Source organism: Mesorhizobium loti (assembly GCF_003148495.1).
GTDB classification, from domain to species: Bacteria; Pseudomonadota; Alphaproteobacteria; order Rhizobiales; family Rhizobiaceae; genus Mesorhizobium; species Mesorhizobium loti.
Genome location: NZ_QGGH01000003.1, coordinates 151722 through 171027, shown reverse-complemented (window position 1 = coordinate 171027; position 19306 = coordinate 151722). Strand labels below are relative to the sequence as shown.

The window sequence follows — 19306 nt, the reverse complement described above, 5'->3', positions numbered from 1 at the left end:
CAATGGCAAATTTCACCGCAACGTGACTTCCCGTTGACTTCCGCTTCTGCCACATATTTTAGCAATCAAGATAAAGCCGGCACCACCGGCGGGAATCGGAATGGCCATGGCCTCGCGAAAATCATTGTGGCTGGCAGCCTTTGCGCTGGCCTTCTCGGCGTCTGCCGGCGCCGGGTATGCCGGCGAGCCCGACCGAGCCCAGGCCGACAAGCCACAACTCGAAAAACCATTGGGCGTGGTCGAACTGTTCACCAGCCAGGGCTGCAATTCCTGTCCGCCGGCCGATGCGTTGTTCGCCGAACTTGTCGCCAAGGAGGACATCGTCGCGCTCGCCTATCATGTCGACTACTGGGACTATCTCGGCTGGCAGGACACACTGAGCCGCAAGGAGAACACCGAGCGGCAATATGACTATATGCGTGCCTTCGGCAGCCGCTCCGTCTACACGCCGCAGGCCGTCATCAACGGCCGCGTCCACGTCAACGGCGCCAGCCGCGGCGAGGTCGATGGCGCGCTCGCCCGCATGGCCAAGAGCGGCGAAGGCATGCGCGTCGCCATCAAGGTCAGCCGCACCAGCGACCGGGTGATGATCGACGCCGGCGATGCCGGTAGCGGCCCCAGTGACGCCCATGTCGTCATCGTCTATTTCGACCCCCCGCAGACGGTCAAGATCGGTGAGGGAGAGAACAACGGCCGCAAGATGACCTACTGGAATGCGGTCACCGGCATCCAGACCGCCGGCATGTGGCACGGCAAGGCGCAGCGCTACGAACTGCCGATGAGCGAGATTGCCAAGAAGGGCGGCTGCGCCGTGCTGCTGCAGTCGGTCGGCAAGGACGGCATGCCCGGTCCCATTCTTGGCGCTGCGTTCATCCACAAGCCGTAACAGAATCGCTGAAACGATCCCTGCCTTCGTCATCCTGGGGAGAAGCAGGAGCGAAGCTCCGTCGCGGAGACCCGGGATCCATGCCGTGACATCGGCTACGCACGAAATCGGTCCAGAATCGAGAGGCGGCCCGCTTAAGCTGTCCCGTTTGAGACAGCTGGCTATTCTGATGGGCAGCATGCTTCGACAAACGTCGTGGCATGGATCCTCGGGTCTGCGCGTGCGCTTCGCTTCCGCTCCGCCCGTGGATGACGACGTCGCGGTAGCGCGAACCGCTTCTCACCCAATAAAAAACCGACGTCAGCTTGCTTCTGACGTCGGTCATTTAGGTTTTGGGATCGTCGCACCCGGTTCTTCCGAGGAAGAGCCGAGGTTGGTTCGATCCGACGCAGACCCGTGGGCGGGGGGCTTGGGGTTTACGAGCCGGTGCCGGACCGAACCGTCTCAGGCAACGCCGGTAAATTCGTCGGACATTGGGGCATGAGCGCGGATAAAAAAAGGCAGAAATGTGGCGAAGCATCACCAATTCCAACACGGCGTTTCATAAAAGTGACTGGACGTGGCGGAAACAGCGCGGCGCCGCCGTGCTTCGCCGGGTCTTGCAATTCAGCTGCGAACACGCCAACTTTGGCTGGCAAAGATTCATTTTGAAGGATCGAGGCATGACCGATGACAGCGGCGGGACGGGGGATGGTGACGCATCCGCAATATTGATCCCGCTGCACGAGGCGCGACGCGAGCGCCTTGATCAGCCGGTGCGGTTCGACCGGCGCGAGCTGGATCAGATCCTCAGACTCTACGGACGCATGGTCGCCGCCAATGAATGGCGCGACTACGCTATCGATCATCTCACCGACCGCGCTGTTTTTTCCGTGTTCCGCCGCACCAGCGAAGTGCCGCTGTTCCAGATCGTCAAGGATCCGAAACTGGCCCGCAAGCAGGGCGCCTTTGCCGTCATTGCCGCCGGCGGCCGCATCTTGAAGCGCGGCCAGGAACTCGGCCGCGTGCTTGGGATTTTCGACAGCAAGTTGAAAGTGGTCGAGGCCTGAGGGGAATTGGAGCAGGAGAATTGAAGAACTGGAGAATTGAAGAACTGGAGAATTGATGAGTTGAAGAAAAGGCCCGCAACGATATATATAGCCGCTGTTTCTTTTATTCTTCAGTTCATCAATTCTTCAATTCCTCAGTTCATTTCCCTCCAAGGCCCTCGCGGAACTTCCGCTCCGGCAGCGATTCGGGATCGGGCGGCGTCACTGCCCCGCCATTCAGCGACAGCTGCATGAACACCGTGTCCAGCCAGCGTCCGTGCTTGTAGCCGGAGCCTTCCAGGCGGCCTGAATGGCGAAAGCCGAGCTTTTCGTGCAGCCGCACCGAGGCGCTGTCGGGACGGCCATCGCCGATCACCGCGATGATCTGGCGGAAGCCCGCGCCCCGCACCGCCTCGATCAGCTGCTGCATCAGCAACAAGCCAACGCCCTGGCCCTTCGCCCAGGGCGCGATATAGACCGAATCCTCGACGATGAAGCGGTAGGCCGGACGCGGCCGGAAGGCACCGGCATAGGCGTAGCCAAGAACGGCGCCATCCTTCTCCGCCACCAGATAAGGAAATCCGCCGGCCATCAAACTATCGAATCGAGTGCCCATCTCCGCTCGGCTGGGTGGCTCCAGCTCATAGCTCGCCGTGCCTTGAGTCACCGCGTCGGCATAGATGTCCGTGATTCGGTCAAGGTCGGCCACCGTCGCGGGTCGAATCGTAATACTGCTCATAATTTATGCATGCCATTTCTCTGCTCGCAATAACAGCAAAGACCGGCACAAAAGAAAAGGGCGGCCGTTGGGCCGCCCTTTTGGAATTCGATGGTCCAGTCAGATCATGAGCCGGACAAAACCTAGCGGCGATCGCCCATGAACTGCAGCAGGAACATGAACAGGTTGATGAAGTCGAGATAGAGCCTCAGCGCACCCATGATCGCCTTGCGGCCAGCGACATCCGAGGCGTCGCCATCGAAGTACATTTCCTTGATCTTCTGCGTGTCATAGGCGGTGAGGCCCGAGAAGATCAGCACGCCGATCGCCGAAACGGCGAAGGACAGGGCCGACGACTGCAGGAAGATGTTGATGACCATGGCGATGATCAGACCGAACACGCCCATGATCAAGAACGAGCCCATCGCGGTCAGGTCGCGCTTGGTCGTGTAGCCGTAGAGCGACAGCGCGCCGAAGGCCGCTGCGGTGGCGAAGAAGGTCTGCGAAATGCTGGCCGCCGTGTAGACCAGGAAGATCGACGACAGCGACAGGCCGACGAGGCCGGCGTAGACCCAGAACGTCGTCTGCGCCGCCGCAACGCTCATCGACTGGACCCGGAACGACAGGAACAGCACCGCGGCCAGCGGGGCAAAGATCACCACCCAGCGCAGCGGCGAGCCGAAGATCGCGTAGCCGAACGAGGTCAGCATCTCGCCGCTTGGCAGCGTCGCGACAGCCGAAGCCGGATCGGTGGTGGTGGCCAGCATGATCGTGCCGACAGCGGCAAGACCGGTGATGAGGAGGCCAAGCCCCATCAGATTGTAGACCTTGATCATGTAGGCGCGCAGGCCCTGATCGATGTCAGCACCGACGCCGACGCCGGGCACGGCGCGCGTCTGGTAGTTGCGAATGGGATCAGCCATTGTAGTCCTCTATTGCTTCTGCCCCGTCCGGTGTCAGGCCCAGTCGGAATAAATCCACCGGACCCAGGCGCCGCTGGCAGGGCTCCAGCATGCCTGTGGCGAAATATGATGGTTATTCGCGTCAAGAACAAGACCGTAACCGGATGTAACGGTTCGTGAGACAACGAAGTGCCGATTCCTCGGCTTTGCGGACGGCATTCTTACCAAGATTTAATCCAGGGTGGCCGTTGCGGACCTAAGGTCACAGGTTGCGCAGCACGGGTGCTGCCTTCTGGCCAAGCACCCGCCAGGTGCCGGCGAGGCCGATGCCGACCGTGATCACCAGCGAGAACAGAATGGTCGCCACCGCCACCTCGGGCATGAAATGCGACGGCAATGTCATGATGCGCGCGACGACGAACCAGGCAGCGGCACTGCCTGCCGCCAGCGCGAAGATCGCGGTAGCGAGCCCGATCAGCATGTATTCGAGCGAGAAGGCTGATATCAGCGTCCTGCGGGTAGCGCCAAGCGTCTTCAGCACCACCGCGTCATGGATGCGCGCCCGGTTGCCGGCGGCTAGCGCGCCGGCTAGCACCAGCACCGAAGCGATCAGCGCCACGCCGGCCGCGGCGCGGATCGCCGTGCCAAGCTGCCCGACCAGCCGGTTGACGACATCGAGCGCATCCTTGACCCGGACCGACGTCACCGCCGGGAAGGCGCGGGTGACGGCATTGAGGATACGAGCGTCGTCCGCCGTCGAGGCATTCTTTTCGGTCAACGTCGCCATCCAGCCATGCGGGGCGCCTGCGAATGTGTTGGGCGAGAACACCATGACGAAATTGATGCCCATCGTCTCCCATTCGACCTGGCGGAAATTGGCGATCCTGGCCGTGACATTGCGGCCGAGCACATTGACGGTGATGGTGTCGCCGAGCTTCAGCCCGATCTCCTTGCCTTCTTGCGCCGAAAACGAGACCAGCGGTTCGCCGCTATACTTGTCCGGCCACCAGCTGCCCTCGGTCAGCGTCGTGTTTTCCGGCTGCCTGGCGTCATAGGTCAGGCCACGATCACCCTTCAGCACCCAGGCGCCTGCCGCCGGCACCTTCACCTTGTCGACATCGACACCGTTCAGCGCCATCACCCGGCCGCGCAGCATGGGCACCTTGGCCAGCGTTCCCCGCGGTGCCTCCTTGCCGATCAGCGCGGAGAAGGAATCGACATCGCTGCTCTGGATGTCGACGAAGAAGAAGTTCGGCGCCCGCTCCGGCAGGCTGCCGGAGATCTGGCGCCGCAGATTGCCGTCGATCAGCGCCAGCGTCACCAGCAGCGTCAGCCCGAGCCCCAGCGACAGCACCACCGATGGCGTCAATGCGCCGGGCCGATGGATGTTGCCTACGGCGAGCCGCAGCGCGACGAAGCGCACACGCGGGCTCTTCCTGGCCGCCCATTGCACCAGCGCGCCGACCAGGCGCAGCACCAGGAAAGCGAAGATGGTGGCGCCGACGAAGATCGAGGCGATGCGCTGGTCGCCCGAGAACAGAATTGCCAGCGCCGCCAGCAAGAGCGCGATGCCGATGGCCGCCACGACATAGACCGGGCGCGGCAAGCCACGGCCTTCCAGCCCCATCTCGCGAAACAGCGCGGTGGCCGGCACGTCGCGAGCGCGGCCGAGCGGCAGCAAAGCGAAGGCCAGCGTCACCAGCAGGCCGAACAGCGCCGCCATGCCGAGCGCGCCGGGATAGAAGCCGCCTTGCGCCGGCACCGGAATGACGGACTGAAGTGCGGCACTCGCCGCGAATGGCATCAGCGCCCCCAGCACAAGTCCCAGGATGATACCGAGTGCGGCTATGATCAGGATCTGCACGAGGTAGACGGCAAAGACGAAGCCGCCCGAAGCGCCCAGGCTCTTGAAAGTGGCGATGACGCCGCGCTTGCCGTCGAGATAGGCGCGCACCGCATTGGCAACGCCAACACCGCCGACCACCAGCGCCGTCAGCCCGACCAGGGTCAGGAACTGCGAGAAGCGTTCGATGTTGGACGACAGCGCGGGAGCGGCGTTGCTGCGCGTGCGGATCGACCAGCCGGCCTCGGGAAAATCGCTGGCCGCCTGATCCTGGATGGCCTTGAGCCGCGCCTCGTCGGCGTCCGCCGGCAGCCGGATCTTGTAGGCATTCTCGACCAGGCTGCCCGGCTGGACCAGTCCGGTGGCCGCCAGCCCTTCGGTCGAGATCATCAGCCTCGGCGCGAAGCCGAAACCGTCGGACACGGCGTCCGGTTCGGTGACCAGCCTGGCTCGCAGTTCGAAGGTGGCGGTGCCGAGCTTCAGCCGGTCGCCGAGCTTGAGATGCAGGCGCTCGAACAGCAGATCGGGGGCCGCGGCGCCGAAAACACCGAACTCTTCGCCGAACAGTTCCTGCTTCGACAGCGCCGGCTCGGTCTCGAGCGTGCCATAGAGCGGATAGGCATGGTCGACCGCCTTGGCCTCGACCAGCGCCTGGTCGGTTCCGTCGGCGAGACGCGCCATCGAGCGCATGCTGGCGGTTCTGGAAATCTCGCCCAGCCCATCAAGGAAGCCGCGTTCGGGCTGGCTGGCGTCACGCTGGTTGATCTGGAAGCGAAGATCGCCGCCAAGCAGCGTCTGGCCCTGATTGGCGACACCGGCGGTGATCGAACGCGCCACCGAGTTGACGCCGCCGATGGCCGCAACGCCGAGCGCGATGCAGGCGAGGAAGATCAGGAAGCCGGACAGGCCGCCGCGCATCTCGCGCAGCGAAAAGCGGACCGCGAGCCTCAGCGTCTGCGACAATGGCATCAGGCCGTCACCTTGACGGGCGCCTCGATCCGGCCGGACCGCATCGAAACCTGGCGCGAACAGCGTGCCGCAAGGGCCGGATCATGGGTGACCAGCACCAGCGTCATGCCGCGCTCGGCCGCCTTGGCGAACAGCAGGTCGGCGACCTGCCGCCCGGTCGCCTGGTCGAGATTGCCGGTCGGCTCGTCGGCGATGAGAATGCGCGGCGACGGCGCCAGCGCCCGGGCGATCGCCACGCGCTGCTGCTCGCCGCCCGACAATTCGCCGGGATAGTGGGTGACGCGGTCGCTCAAGCCAACCGCCGCCAGCTCGCGCGCCGCCACCGAAAACGGATCGGCGTGCCCGGCCAGTTCCAGCGGCACCGCGACATTTTCGAGCGCCGTCATGTTGGGAATGAGGTGGAAGGACTGGAACACGATGCCAATGTTTCGGCCACGAAACGAAGCAATCTGGTCTTCGCTTTTGCCGTTGAGCAACTCGCCGGCGATTCGAACCGTACCCGAATCGACCCTTTCCAGACCAGCCAGAACCATCAGCAATGTCGACTTGCCGGAACCCGAAGGACCGACGATGCCGGTCGCCTCACCAGCCGCCACATCGAGGCTGACGCCCTTCAGCACATGGACGGAAGAGGCCCCTTCGCCGAGCGTCAGCGATACGTCTTTCAGCGCGATGACGGCTTCTGTCAAAATGAAAGCGTCCTATATGGAGGATGAAGGCTCTGCTTTGCCGGAAGCCGTCGCCGGAAGAATTCCTTGTTCATATGGGGCCTGCCGCATGTCTTTCAAACGCAGTATTGCCGCAGGCTTCATGGTTTTCCTCGCCATTTGCGGCGCCATGTCGTCGGCGCGTGCAGAGCCGTTCAAGATCGTCGGCTTCGGTGACAGCCTGATGGCGGGCTTCGGCCTTGGGCCGGACCAGGGCTTTACCGACAGGCTGCAGGCAGCGCTTGGCACCAAGGGCCATGATGTGACCGTCGCCAATGCCGGCGTCTCCGGCGACACGACGAGCGGCGGCCTGGCGCGGCTCGACTGGTCGGTGCCGGACGGCACGCAGCTGGTCATCCTCGAACTCGGTGCCAACGACATGCTGCGCGGCGTCTCGCCCGACATCACCAAGAAGAACCTCGACGAGATGCTGGGTAGACTGAAAGAGCGCAAGATTGCCGTGCTTTTGGCCGGCATGCGCGCCGCACCCAATCTTGGTGCCGACTACCAGAACGCCTTCGACGCCATCTTTCCGGACCTGGCCGGCAAATATGGCGTTGCGCTCTACCCGTTCTTTCTCGACGGCGTCGCCGGCCAACCGGGCATGCGGCTCGAGGACGGCTTGCATCCGAACGCGCGAGGCGTCGACCAGATGGTCGAACGCATCCTGCCCACCGTCGAGAAGGCCATCTTGGCGGTGCCGGGCGGCTTGTAAGGCGGGACTGGAGCTGTTTCCGTTGGGGAAGCTTTTTAACAAAGACTGTGACCAACAAACATCTTGCCCCGTTTGACTATCGATGATTCGCTATGGGTACAGTTCGATTCGAGGAAGGGAGGCTCTTCATGCCGCGTCTTTTCACCGCCCTCGAAATTCCGCGTGACGCCGCCCTTTCGCTGTCCCTGCTGCGGGGCGGCCTGCCAGGCGCCCGCTGGATCGACGTCGAGAACTACCACCTGACGCTGCGTTTCATCGGCGATGTCCCAGGCCATGTCGCCGACGAGATCGCCAACGCGCTCGACCGTGTCCATCGCCCTTCCTTCTCGCTGGCGCTGTCCGGCGTCGGCGCTTTCGGCCAGAAGAAGCCGCATGCGGTGTGGGCCGGTGCTTCCGCCTCGCCCGATCTTGCCGCCCTTCAGGGCGAGATCGACCGCATCTGCCAGCGGCTCGGCATCCCCGCCGACCCGCGCAAGTTCATGCCGCATGTCACGCTTGCAAGGCTGCGCAATTCGACCCCGTTGGACGTCGCCCAATATCTGTCGGCGCGCGGCAATTTCTCGACGCTGCCGTTCCGCATCGGCCGTTTCGTGCTGATGTCGTCGCGCGATTCGGTCGGCGGCGGCCCCTATATCGTCGAGGAAGCCTGGCCGCTGTCAGGCACGGACGCCCGCACCTCCAGCCTTGTCGCCAGCGCCTCCGACGCCTCGCGGATCATGCGGTAGACCGAAGCGAAGGCTTCCGCACCGTCATAGTAGGGGTCCGGCACATCACCCGCCTTGCCGTGCGCGAATTCCAGGAACAGTTGCACCCGGTCGCGCATGGCTGCCGGCGCCAGCGCTTTCAGATCAGCAACATTCGACCGGTCCATGCCGAGGATCAGGTCGAAGCGGTGGAAATCCTGCGGCGTGACCTTACGCGCCGTCTGCCCGGAAATGTCGACGCCGTGGCGCACCGCAACCGCGATCGAGCGTGGATCGGGAGCGGAGCCGACCTCCCAGCCGCTGGTTGCCGCCGAATCGAGCAAGATATCGTGGCCCAAACCGCGCTCCGCCAGGACGGCTCGAAGGACACCTTCCGCCAGCGGCGAGCGGCAGATGTTGCCGAGGCAGACGAAAAGAATGGAATTTATGGGCTTCGCGCTCATCGATCCGGATTTGTCTTTGTGCATGTCGCTATCCCAAAACCGCAACGCACTTTTGGGCGACATACACTATGGTGAGAGTCATTTTTGGAAATAGCACGGGAAGCTGACATGACGAGAGAGAAACTGGGCAAGGACGCAATCGCCGCCGCGCTGGTCGGGCTCGAAGGCTGGGCACCGGCGGCGGATGGCGCCTCCATCAGGCGCACATTCACCTTCGCGAATTTCTCCGAGGCCTTCGCCTTCATGACCCGCGTCGCGCTTGCCGCCGAGAAGATGGACCACCATCCCGACTGGTCGAATGTCTACAAGACCGTCGACGTGACGCTCAACACCCACGATGCCGGCGGCGTCACCGCGCTCGATATCGATCTGGCGAAGAAGATGAACCGCTTTGCCGGCGGCTGACCCCCGCTATCGCCTCGGGTATCGCCCCGGGTGTTGCGACGTCCACGATGCGGCAGCAAACCCAAATTGGCGCCGGCATCTTGCAGCGGGGGTCGGGTTTCACCACATTTTCGCTCGCGGGCATGCGCCGGGATGCGCATGGGCCCTGCAAGGAGAAACTGATGGCGCAACAATCCGGTTTTGATTTCTTCGGCTTTGGCGGCAAGCTCGGCGACGAGGACGAAGTGCGCGAGAAATTCTGGCGCACGGCCAAGAAGGCCGCGCGGCAGATCCCCTTCATGGAAGAGGTCGTGGCCGCCTATTACTGCGCCATGGACAAGAACACGCCGATGCGCGCCAAGGGCATTCTGCTGGCCGCGCTCGGCTATTTCGTGCTGCCGGTGGATGTCATCCCCGACTTCGTCTTCGGGCTTGGCTTCACCGACGACATCGCCGTGCTCACCGCCGCGATCACCGCCGTCAGCGCCCACATCACCCCGGCGCACCGGCAGGCCGCCAAGGACGCCATCGCCGACAAGGGCTGAACGCGCACGCGAAACGCCGTTGAAGCCGGCTTCCGGCGGCAGCGCAAAAAGTCAAACTCTTGCCGCTTTCGTGGCCTCCAAGTCGCCGAAGGGACGTCGCGCCACCCGCTGTGAGGGCGGCGGCGCGGGAATGGCGGCGGTTTCCTCGGGTGCGGGTCCTTTTCTCAAAGGAAATTCACCGTTTGGTAACCCAGATTAAATCAAAATGAAGCGACGGGCAGGACGCCAAGCCGGCCTGCCGCCGCACCAGTTGGAATACGGGAAAAGCGATGCGCGGATTGATTGCACTAGTTTCGAGCCTGGTCCTGGTGGCCGTGGCAGCGCCGGCACTGGCGCAGTCGGCGACCAAGATCGGCCAGCACAATGCCTGGGGCACCTACAGCTACCAGGCCTCGGGCGGCAAGGTCTGCTATGTCCTGACCGTGCCGACCGACAAGCAGCCGCCGACGCTCGACCATGGCGACATGTTCTTCTTCGTCAGCCAGCGGCCAGGCCAGCAGGTCTCCTACGAGCCGCAATTCATCGCCGGCTACAACTTCCAGGAAGGCTCCAAGGCCACCGTCACCATCGACAAGAAGACCTTCTCGATGTTCACGCGCGGCAAGTCGGCCTGGGTCGAGAATGCCGCCGAGGAGCCGGTGCTGATCGCCGCTATGAAGACCGGCACCGATATGAAGGTGACGGCGAAGTCCGGCCGCGGCAACCCGACCAGCTATGTCTTCTCGCTGAAGGGCATTTCGGCGGCGCTGACGTCGATCGCCAAGTGCAAATAGGCAAAGTGCAAATAGGCAAAGCTTCGTTTTGAGGGAAAGGCCGGGCCGCGAAGCCCGGCCTTTTTTCTTTCAGCCTTGCCCCGGCGCGACTTCCGCCCGCCGCCGCCGGATCGCCTCGGCGATGAAGACCCGCGACAGCGCGTGATAGAGCGGCTCGTGCGAGATCATGCGCGCCGTGCCGTAGCCCAGCATCGAGGCCAACATCAGCGCGATGACATTGTCGTGATTGCCGGTCATCTCCAGGATGATGACGAAGGCCGTCATCGGCGCTTGCACCACGCCGGCGAAATAACCGGCCATGCCGAGCAGCGCCGCCGCCCCCGTGCTGGCGCCGAAGAGAAGGCCAAGCGAACTGCCGATGCCGGCGCCGACCGCCAGTGAGGGCGCGAAGATGCCTCCCGGAATGCCCGAGATCATCGACAGCAGTCCGGCCAGGAACTTTTCGGCAAAGAAGAACCATGGCAGCGGCGTGCCTTCGACGGCGCCCCGCGCCTGCATGTAGCCGGTGCCAAAGGTCAGCCCGCCCGACGCGATGCCGATCACCGCCACCGCAAGTCCGCAGACCGCCGCCACGATCAGGGCGCGCCGCAGCGGCTGCTGTGCGTTCCAGCGCCGGATCCGCCGTGTTGCCTTCAACGCCAGCAGCGAGAACAGCGCGCCGAACCCGCCGCCAATGACGCCGCAGGCGATCACCAGCGGCCACTCAGCGGCAAACGAGATGGTGTCTTTGGCGACGCCGAAATAGGTGTAGTTGCCGAGCAGCCCGAGCGAGGCGAGACCGGCCAGGATCACCGCCGTCAGCACCAGCCCGTTGGTGCGTGCCTCATAGGTGCGGCCCATTTCCTCGATGGCGAAGACGATGCCAGCCAGCGGCGTGTTGAAGGCCGCCGCGATGCCGGCCGCCGAGCCGGCCAGGATCAGGCCGCGCGCCTGCGCCATGCCGCCCCAGCGCGCCACCTGCAGCATCAGTGACGCGCCGACCTGCACGGTCGGACCTTCGCGGCCGATGGAGGCGCCGCAGAACAGGCCGACGATGGTGAGCGCGATCTTGCCGACGACGAGCCGCAGCGACAGGATGTGGCTTCGGTCTTCATCGTCGCGCAGGTGGCGGGCGGCGATCGCCTGCGGAATGCCGCTGCCTTGCGAACCGGGGAAGAAGGCGTACGCCAGCCAGGCGCACAGCACGAAACCGAGCGGCGTGACAAGGAGCGGCAGATAGAAACGCCCGCCCCCTTCGCTGCCGATCATCGCGTGGAACAGGCCTTGCGCCCGGTCGGCCAGCACCGCGAACAGCACGCTGATCAGGCCTATGCAGACGGCGCCGGCCCAGAACACCAGCCGCGGCTGCCAGACGCGCCGCGAGCCCCACATCGCCTGCGTGCGCCGCAGCATGGGATATTTTCGCGATATGCCGGCCATGTCTGTCCTCGGGATGGGATGTTCGGACCTAACATGGCGATGGCTATTTGGGCCAGCCTTAGGGGCGATGGATGAGGGAGCTGCAGTTCGACACCGCCGGTATTCCGTATGGCCCCGCCGGCTTCCATGCCGGCGGGGCAGGTCGACGAGGTCTCACATGGCCATTTTTTCACATTCGGCCTGAGCCTTCTTGGTCGACGTATCGATCATGAAGGCCTTGCCCTTGGCGTCGGTCATCATCATCATGCAGTGCTTGATCGGCTTTGCCATTTTCATCATCTCGGCGCCCATCTTTGCATCCGGCATCATGGTGCCCATGTGCCCGTCCGGCATGATCGCCATCACTTCTCCACCCTTCATCATGGTCATCGTGCCCATCGTGTCTTCGGCAAATGCCTGCGAGGTGGAAAGGCCAACGAGGCCGGCAATGACGGCGAGCTTGATAGAGTTCATTCTGCATACTCCCATTTTGTAGGGGCATGGTTGCCCCCTTCGGATTTCGACGGCGCGATGGGAATCGTTACGCAAACACGACGATGTGATCGGTTCCTTTACGTGGAAAGATAGGGCAAGGCTGCCAGATGGTCGTAGCAGCCTGTCAGCCGGCGTGCATGCGGTTGTATTCCCGCCGCATGACTTCGCCCTCAACCTGTGCTATGCGCCGCGCTTCCTTTCCGGCACGATGCGTGAAATCGGCCGCAAACCGCTTATATCAGTGCAAACCATGACCCTTTCATTTGATCTTACCATTGACGGCGCCCGCGATGCGTTGCGCGCCCGCGCGGCACAGCCCGAAAAGCCGTCGCTGATCGGCCTGACGCGGGTCGAACTCGCCGAGGCTCTGGTTGCATCAGGCACCGTGCCCGAGCGCCAGGCCAAGATGCGTGCCCAGCAGCTCTGGCACTGGATGTATGTGCGCGGCGTCTCCGACTTCGCCGGCATGTTCAACATCTCCAAGGATCTGCGCGCCGAGCTCGACAAGCATTTCACCGTCGCCAGGCCCGAGATCGTCGAGGAGCAGATTTCTTCCGACGGCACGCGCAAATGGCTGTTCCGCTTTCCGCCGCGCGGCGCCGGCCGGCCCGTCGAGATCGAGACCGTCTACATTCCCGAGGAAGGCCGCGGCACGCTGTGCATCTCCTCGCAGGTTGGCTGCACGCTGACCTGCTCGTTCTGCCACACCGGCACGCAGAAGCTGGTGCGCAATTTGACCGCCGAGGAAATCCTCGCCCAGCTGCTCACCGCCCGCGACCGGCTCGGCGATTTCCCCGACCGCGACACGCCCGACGGCGCCATCGTGCCGGCCGAGGGCAGGAAAGTGTCCAACATCGTCATGATGGGCATGGGCGAGCCGCTCTACAATTTCGAGGCGGTGAAAAAGGCGCTGCTGATCGCTTCCGACGGCGACGGTCTTTCCTTGTCGAAGCGGCGCATCACGCTGTCGACCTCCGGTGTCGTGCCGGAAATCTTCCGCACCGGCGAAGAGATCGGTGTCATGCTGGCGATCTCGCTGCATGCCACCAATGACGATTTGCGCGACCTTTTGGTGCCGATCAACAAGAAGTATCCGCTGAAGGAACTGATCGCCGCCTGTCGTGCCTATCCCGGCCTGTCGAACGCCAAGCGCATCACCTTCGAATATGTGATGCTGAAGGACGTCAACGATTCCATCGAGGACGCCAAGGGGCTGATCAAGCTGCTCAAGGGCATTCCGGCCAAGATCAATTTGATCCCGTTCAACCCGTGGCCAGGCACCAACTACCAGTGCTCGGACTGGGAGACGATCGAGAAATTCGCCGACTACATCAACAATGCCGGCTATGCCTCGCCGATTCGCACGCCACGCGGCCGCGACATCCTGGCCGCTTGCGGCCAGCTCAAGTCGGACTCCGAGCGCATGCGCAAGGTCGACCGGCTGGCCCTGGAGGCCATGATGATCGCGGGGCACGGCGAGGCGTGAGCCGCCGCTTCGCCTGGCTGAAACGCCTCGCCGTGATGGCCGTCGGTTATATCGCCGGTGTGCTGACCTCGATCCTGGTGCCCGTGCTGCTGATCGCGCTTCTGGAAGGCATCGAGGACGGGAACTGGTCCATCATTTTCGCATTCGACTGGTTGGGCTCCTTCCCGCTCGCCGTCTTGACCGTGATGATCGGCGCGCTGTTGATCGTCGGCCCCGCGCTCTTTGTCGCCGAATGGTTTTCGCTTCGGGGATGGTTCTACTTTGCCGCCACGGGCGCGATCACCTCGACGGCGTTTGGCGTTTCCATGCCGCGCTCGGCAGGCAGCTTTGTTTTCAATCCGGGTTTTCTCGGTTTTCTGGCCACGGCCGGCATTGCCGCCGGTTCGGTCTACTGGCTTCTGGCCGGGCGCAAGTCTGGCATGCGCCGGGATTTGGGCCGAGATTTGGGATGACCCGCCTCGTCGGCTACCTCGTCCGTTTCACTGTTATCCTGTTCGGCTATGCTGTCGCCTCGCTGGCGGCGAGCGCCTTCCTCAACGTCCTGTTCCTGGCGTCACTTGGCTACACGCCGGAGCACGGGCACCCCACAGCGACGGCTTCCCTGTATTTCTCAATTCCCTTCGTCGCCTTGTTCGTCGCTTATTTCGCCCTGATGCCGGCTTGCGTCGTTATCCTGGTTGCCGAGATCCTCGGCCGGCGCGACTGGCTGTTCTATGCGCTGGCGGGTGCGGTGGTTGCGGCGGTTTTCCTCGGCCTCGTCGACCACAGCGGTGACACCACCTTCGCGGTCAGGGACACCAGCGCCATCATGGCAGTGATCGGCAGCGGCATGGTCGGCGGCATTTTCTACTGGCTCAGCGCCGGGCGCTGGGCCGGAAGCTGGTGGCAGGGCGAGCCAGGATCCGAAGAGGATGGTCGAACAGGATGACGGGCCCCTACTTCGCCTGCGCCGTCAGGATCTTGAGCGCGAAGGCGGAGAACACGCCGGCAAAGAGATAGTCCACCACCCGCGTCACGCGCGGGCTGGCCTTCATCGCCGCCGAGAACCTTTCCGCCGCCAGCACCATCGGCACGGTCACCGGGATCGACAGCACGATGAACATGAGCCCAAGGAAAAACAGCTTTCCCGGTGCGCTCGGATCATGCGCGGACACGAACTGCGGCAGGAAGGTCATGAAGAACAGGATGATCTTCGGGTTGAGCAGATTGACGCCGAGGCCCGCCGCCCAGCTGCGCAACAGCGAAATTTCGGGGCCGGTTTTCTTCTCCGGCGAAAAGGCCGAGCCCCTGGTGATCGCCTGCCAGGCCAGGAAGACGAGATAACCGGCACCAAAAATCTTCAGCACGAAGAAGGCCATCGGCGAAGCGACGAACAGCGCCGAGACGCCGACCACCACCAGCGTGGTGTGGATCAGCGTGCCGCACAGCGCACCCGCCATCGAGGCAAAGCCGGTGGCGCGGCCCTGGCTCAGCGTGCGCGAGACGAACAAGGTCATGTCCGGCCCCGGCGTGATCGCCAGGATCACGGTGGCAATGGCAAACTGGATCAGCGTGGCGGTGTCCGGAATGAACGACATGAGCGGCCTCAGGAGATTGGAGGCGCCTATACAGGATGAGCCGCGACGGTGCCAGACGCAGGAGCGATCCGATGGTCGATCCAGCAGGCGTATGGCGAAGGCGTCAACGGGCGCCCAGCCGCCGTAAATCCTATGCCTGCCTGCTCAGCCGCATCCTGGCGGGTTCCGTAGCGGCAGGCTGATCGTTCCGGACGTCGGGGCCGCCAATAAGCAGGATTTGATCGATCGGCTTGGGCCGGCCGAGGAAATAGCCTTGCGCCTCGTTGCAGCCCTCGACCTGCAGGATGGTGAGCTGGACATGCGTCTCGACGCCTTCGGCGAGCACCGGAATATCGAGGCTGCGGCCCAGCGTCAGCACCGCCCGGATGATCGCCTTGGCTTGCGGGCTTCGCTCGACATCGGCCATGAACGAGCGATCGAGCTTGATCTTGTCGAAGGGAAACGAGCGCAGCGTGTCGAGCGAGGAATAGCCGGTGCCGAAATCGTCGATCGCGATCGTCACCCCCAGCGCCTTGATCTGGCGCAGGACATGCAGCGTGCGCACCTTGTCGGCGACGATCGTCGATTCGGTCAGCTCGAGCTCCAGGCGTTTCGGCGACAGCCCGGTCTCGACCAGGATCTGGTGGACGAGCTTGGCGAGATCGGCATGGGCGAACTGCACCGGCGACAGATTGACCGCGATCTTGTGGCTATTGTCCCACGAGGCTGCCTGGCGGCACGCGGTCCGCAGCACCCATTCGCCGATCGCCATGATCGAGCCGTTCTCCTCGGCAATCGGAATGAATTCGACCGGCGGGATCATGCCATGCACGGGATGGGTCCAGCGCAGCAGCGCCTCGTAGCCGCAGGTGGCGCCGGTCGGGACGGAGGTCTGCACCTGATAATGGAGCGAAAGCTCGCCGCGCTCGATCGCCTGCCGAAGGTCGGTGGCCAGCGCGCGGCGCGCCCGCGCCGTCTCGTCCATGGCGGATTCGTAGAAGCAGACGGCCCGCGTCACATCGTTCTTCGCCCGGTACATGGCGAGGTCGGCATTGCTGACCAGCCGCTCGCGATCAGCCCCGTCGCGCGGATAGACGGCGACGCCGATGCTGGCGCCGGCGGCGATTTCGAAATCGTCGAGCCGCAACGGCTCGAACAGGGATTTCTCCAGCCGCGAGACCAGGCCGAGAAGGTCGTTCTGATCCTTGAAGCGCTTGATCGCGGCGAACTCGTCACCGCCGAGCCTTGCGGCGAATTCGCCCTCGCCGATGAGTTTCGACAGCCTGCGGGCGACGATCTTGAGCGCCTGGTCGCCGGCCGCGTGCCCCCTGAGGTCGTTGATCTCCTTGAAGCGGTCGAGATCGATGACGATGACGGCCGTCATCGTGTCCTTGTCTTCCCGCGCCCGTTCGATCTCATGGTCGAGGCGGTCGTTGAAGGAGACCCGGTTGGGGAGACCGGTAAGGGCGTCGTTGAGGGCAAGATGCTGAAGCCGCTCGAAGCTCTCCAGGCGGCCGCGTTCGTCGATCAGGTAGCTGGCGAAGCCGGTGGCTGCGACGATCAGGCCGACAACGGCAACGGCGACCGCCATCGCCACCAGAATGTCGGGGTTGGTGCCGGTGGTGATGAAGGACAGCGGCGTCACGGCCACCGCCGCCATCGCCGTGAAATGCAGGCCGACGATCGCCAGCACCTGCAGCCCGATGGCGAGATAGTGCGACCAGCGGTATGGCCGACGCACGGCATGGCCGACGGCCACGGCGGAAAACGCCGCCGAAATCACCAGTGAAGCGGCAATATAGGAGCTGTCCCATTCGACGATGCCGGCAACGTGATAGGCCATCATGCCGATGTAGTGCATGGCCGAGATCGCCAGCCCGACGACGCATCCGCCCCATTCCGGGGCAAGACGCCGGCTCTTGTCGGAGGCTAGGGTGAAGCCGGCTCCGGTGCCCGCGATGGCGATGACCAGCGACACCATGGTCAGGACCGGATCGAAGGTGATCGGCGCGCCGGGCTGATAGGCCAGCATGGCGATGAAGTGCGTGCACCAGATCGAGGAGCCGGCGGCAACCGCTGTCAGGAACAGCCAGCCCCGCATCTGCACGCCGGCGGTTTTCCTGGCACGGTCGAAGAGGCCGATCGTCACCCAGCAGCCAGTGACGCACATCAGCGCCGCCAGCAGGACAAGCCACAAATTATGCTCCGTGGCGATACATGATATAACGCGCATCAGGAATGGCCCAAGCCCGAGGGTGCCCGCGACGAGGCAGGCAAGGCCGTCCCGGCACGTCGCCGACACAGCTTGTCGTTATATTAGCGACGGAGCGTGAAAACTTGATTAAATCCCTCCAGCAAATGCAGCCCTTGATTGCAGCCGGTTGTTTCCCCTGTCGGCACCAGCCCTCGCCATGCGCTGGACCAGAAGCCATGCACGCGCGCGTGCTTGCTCGCTTTGCCGTTCCTGCTAAAAGGCCCTCCGACAATCCATGACGCCTCGGCTGGGGCGTCCGCCATCGACGGGGTAAAAATGTCCAAGGCCAAAGACGTCAAGAAAGTCGTGCTCGCCTATTCCGGCGGCCTCGACACATCCATCATCCTGAAATGGCTGCAGACCGAACTCGGCGCCGAAGTCGTGACCTTCACCGCCGATCTTGGCCAGGGCGGCGAACTCGAGCCGGCGCGCCGCAAGGCCGAGATGATGGGCATCAAGGACATCCGTGTCGTCGACGTGCGCGAGGAATTCGTCTCCGACTTCGTCTTCCCGATGTTCCGTGCCAATGCCGTCTATGAAGGCACCTATCTGCTCGGCACCTCGATCGCGCGGCCGCTGATCTCCAAGCATCTGGTCGAGATTGCCAAAGAGACGGGCGCCGACGCGATTGCGCATGGCGCCACTGGCAAGGGCAATGACCAGGTCCGCTTCGAGCTTTCGGCTTACGCGCTGAACCCCGACATCAAGGTCATCGCGCCATGGCGCGACTGGTCGTTCAAGTCGCGTACCGACCTGATCAATTTTGCCGAGCAGCACCAGATCCCGGTGCCGAAGGACAAGAAGGGCGACGCGCCGTTCTCGGTCGACGCCAACCTGCTGCACTCCTCTTCCGAGGGCAAGGTGCTGGAAGACCCGTGGAGCGAGCCGCCGGAATTCGTCCACCAGCGCACCGTTTCGCCGATGGATGCGCCTGATACCGTCACCGAGATCGAGATCGAATTCCTGAAGGGCGATCCGATCGCGCTCAACGGCAAGAAGCTGTCGCCGGCAACGATGCTGGCCGCGCTCAACGATCTCGGCCGCGACAACGGCATCGGCCGGCTCGACCTGGTCGAGAACCGCTTCGTCGGCATGAAGTCGCGCGGCGTCTACGAGACGCCCGGCGGCACGATCCTGATCGCAGCTCACCGCGCCATCGAATCGATCACGCTCGACCGCGGTGCTGCACACCTCAAGGACGAGTTCATGCCGCGCTATGCCGAGCTGATCTACAACGGCTTCTGGTTCGCGCCCGAACGCCTGATGCTGCAGGCGATGATCGACAAGAGCCAGGAAGACGTCGAAGGCACGGTGCGGCTGAAGCTCTACAAGGGCAACGTCATCGTCACCGGCCGCAAGTCGAAGAAGACGCTCTATTCCGACGCGCTGGTCACCTTCGAGGACGATCGCGGCGCCTACGACCAGAAGGACGCTGCCGGCTTCATCCGCCTCAACGCGTTGCGGCTGCGCACGCTGGCCGCGCGCAACCGCAACAAGTAA

Annotated in this window: 20 protein-coding genes; 11 read left to right on the top strand and 9 right to left on the bottom strand. The window is 63.7% G+C overall.

Annotation, left to right across the window (positions count from 1 at the left end; genetic code table 11):
• Positions 1 to 100: 100 nt before the first annotated feature.
• Positions 101 to 886, top strand: a complete 786-nt coding sequence (locus tag C8D77_RS14235) for a DUF1223 domain-containing protein (protein ID WP_109663751.1) — start codon at positions 101 to 103, stop codon at positions 884 to 886.
• Between the two features lie 662 nt (positions 887 to 1548).
• Complete coding sequence (locus tag C8D77_RS14230) at positions 1549 to 1935, top strand: DUF2794 domain-containing protein (RefSeq protein ID WP_109665336.1); 387 nt, start codon at positions 1549 to 1551, stop codon at positions 1933 to 1935.
• Between the two features lie 139 nt (positions 1936 to 2074).
• Here C8D77_RS14230 and C8D77_RS14225 read toward each other — a convergent pair whose 3' ends face one another.
• The 4 genes from C8D77_RS14225 to C8D77_RS14210 all read right to left on the bottom strand — a co-directional run bounded on the left by C8D77_RS14225 (position 2075) and on the right by C8D77_RS14210 (position 7035).
• Positions 2075 to 2653: a GNAT family N-acetyltransferase gene (locus tag C8D77_RS14225; protein ID WP_109663749.1), complete on the bottom strand. Its 579-nt coding sequence runs from the start codon at positions 2651 to 2653 to the stop codon at positions 2075 to 2077.
• Positions 2654 to 2775: 122 nt separating this feature from the next.
• The gene (locus tag C8D77_RS14220) at positions 2776 to 3555 is read right to left on the bottom strand and encodes a Bax inhibitor-1/YccA family protein (protein WP_109663747.1); all 780 of its coding nucleotides are present in this window, start codon (positions 3553 to 3555) and stop codon (positions 2776 to 2778) included.
• A 241-nt stretch (positions 3556 to 3796) separates the two neighbouring features.
• Positions 3797 to 6346 carry an ABC transporter permease gene (locus tag C8D77_RS14215; RefSeq protein WP_109663745.1) on the bottom strand — a complete coding sequence of 850 codons (2550 nt, stop codon included), beginning with the start codon at positions 6344 to 6346 and terminating at the stop codon, positions 3797 to 3799.
• Positions 6346 to 7035: an ABC transporter ATP-binding protein gene (locus C8D77_RS14210; RefSeq protein WP_109663743.1), complete on the bottom strand. Its 690-nt coding sequence runs from the start codon at positions 7033 to 7035 to the stop codon at positions 6346 to 6348. Before C8D77_RS14210 ends, C8D77_RS14215 begins: the two co-directional genes overlap by 1 nt.
• A gap of 88 nt (positions 7036 to 7123) precedes the next feature.
• On the opposite strand from C8D77_RS14210, the gene C8D77_RS14205 reads away from it, so the two are divergent.
• Together C8D77_RS14205 and thpR are read left to right on the top strand one after the other, a co-directional pair.
• Positions 7124 to 7768: an arylesterase gene (locus C8D77_RS14205; RefSeq protein WP_109663740.1), complete on the top strand. Its 645-nt coding sequence runs from the start codon at positions 7124 to 7126 to the stop codon at positions 7766 to 7768.
• Between the two features lie 128 nt (positions 7769 to 7896).
• A complete protein-coding gene (gene thpR / locus C8D77_RS14200) occupies positions 7897 to 8493 on the top strand; it encodes an RNA 2',3'-cyclic phosphodiesterase (protein ID WP_109663738.1) in 597 nt (198 codons plus the stop codon).
• Here the strand turns inward: thpR and C8D77_RS14195 are convergent.
• Positions 8397 to 8915 (bottom strand): low molecular weight protein-tyrosine-phosphatase, encoded by a 519-nt coding sequence (locus C8D77_RS14195; RefSeq protein ID WP_109665334.1) that lies wholly within the window; start codon positions 8913 to 8915, stop codon positions 8397 to 8399. The two genes, thpR and C8D77_RS14195, sit on opposite strands and share 97 nt — an antisense overlap.
• A 108-nt stretch (positions 8916 to 9023) precedes the next feature.
• On the opposite strand from C8D77_RS14195, the gene C8D77_RS14190 reads away from it, so the two are divergent.
• From C8D77_RS14190 to C8D77_RS14180, 3 genes are all read left to right on the top strand, one after another.
• Positions 9024 to 9320: a 4a-hydroxytetrahydrobiopterin dehydratase gene (locus tag C8D77_RS14190; protein WP_109663736.1), complete on the top strand. Its 297-nt coding sequence runs from the start codon at positions 9024 to 9026 to the stop codon at positions 9318 to 9320.
• A gap of 161 nt (positions 9321 to 9481) precedes the next feature.
• Positions 9482 to 9844: a YkvA family protein gene (locus C8D77_RS14185; RefSeq protein WP_109665331.1), complete on the top strand. Its 363-nt coding sequence runs from the start codon at positions 9482 to 9484 to the stop codon at positions 9842 to 9844.
• 269 nt (positions 9845 to 10113) lie between these two features.
• Positions 10114 to 10617: an invasion associated locus B family protein gene (locus C8D77_RS14180; RefSeq protein WP_056585679.1), complete on the top strand. Its 504-nt coding sequence runs from the start codon at positions 10114 to 10116 to the stop codon at positions 10615 to 10617.
• 69 nt (positions 10618 to 10686) lie between these two features.
• On the opposite strand, the gene C8D77_RS14175 is transcribed toward C8D77_RS14180, so the two are convergent.
• Positions 10687 to 12036, bottom strand: a complete 1350-nt coding sequence (locus C8D77_RS14175; RefSeq protein WP_109663733.1) for a chloride channel protein — start codon at positions 12034 to 12036, stop codon at positions 10687 to 10689.
• 153 nt (positions 12037 to 12189) lie between these two features.
• On the bottom strand, positions 12190 to 12489 hold the full coding sequence (locus tag C8D77_RS14170; RefSeq protein ID WP_109663731.1) for a hypothetical protein: 300 nt from the start codon (positions 12487 to 12489) through the stop codon (positions 12190 to 12192).
• 271 nt (positions 12490 to 12760) lie between these two features.
• Here C8D77_RS14170 and rlmN point away from each other — a divergent pair, with 271 nt between their 5' ends.
• The 3 genes from rlmN to C8D77_RS14155 are packed head-to-tail and all read left to right on the top strand — an operon-like array spanning position 12761 to position 14924.
• Positions 12761 to 13996, top strand: coding sequence for a dual-specificity RNA methyltransferase RlmN (rlmN, locus tag C8D77_RS14165; RefSeq protein WP_056585676.1), 1236 nt, complete (start codon positions 12761 to 12763; stop codon positions 13994 to 13996).
• Between the two features lie 59 nt (positions 13997 to 14055).
• Positions 14056 to 14448 carry a hypothetical protein gene (locus C8D77_RS14160; RefSeq protein ID WP_245951785.1) on the top strand — a complete coding sequence of 131 codons (393 nt, stop codon included), beginning with the start codon at positions 14056 to 14058 and terminating at the stop codon, positions 14446 to 14448.
• The gene (locus C8D77_RS14155) at positions 14445 to 14924 is read left to right on the top strand and encodes a hypothetical protein (protein WP_109663727.1); all 480 of its coding nucleotides are present in this window, start codon (positions 14445 to 14447) and stop codon (positions 14922 to 14924) included. The genes C8D77_RS14160 and C8D77_RS14155 overlap by 4 nt, the downstream gene beginning before the upstream one ends.
• A 7-nt stretch (positions 14925 to 14931) precedes the next feature.
• Here the strand turns inward: C8D77_RS14155 and C8D77_RS14150 are convergent, their stop codons facing one another.
• Together C8D77_RS14150 and C8D77_RS14145 are read right to left on the bottom strand one after the other, a co-directional pair.
• Entirely contained in the window at positions 14932 to 15573 is a 642-nt protein-coding gene (locus tag C8D77_RS14150) for a LysE family translocator (RefSeq protein ID WP_109663724.1), read from the bottom strand.
• 130 nt (positions 15574 to 15703) lie between these two features.
• Positions 15704 to 17749, bottom strand: a complete 2046-nt coding sequence (locus tag C8D77_RS14145; protein ID WP_245951783.1) for a putative bifunctional diguanylate cyclase/phosphodiesterase — start codon at positions 17747 to 17749, stop codon at positions 15704 to 15706.
• Positions 17750 to 18082: 333 nt separating this feature from the next.
• On the opposite strand from C8D77_RS14145, the gene C8D77_RS14140 reads away from it, so the two are divergent.
• A complete protein-coding gene (locus tag C8D77_RS14140) occupies positions 18083 to 19306 on the top strand; it encodes an argininosuccinate synthase (RefSeq protein ID WP_109663722.1) in 1224 nt (407 codons plus the stop codon).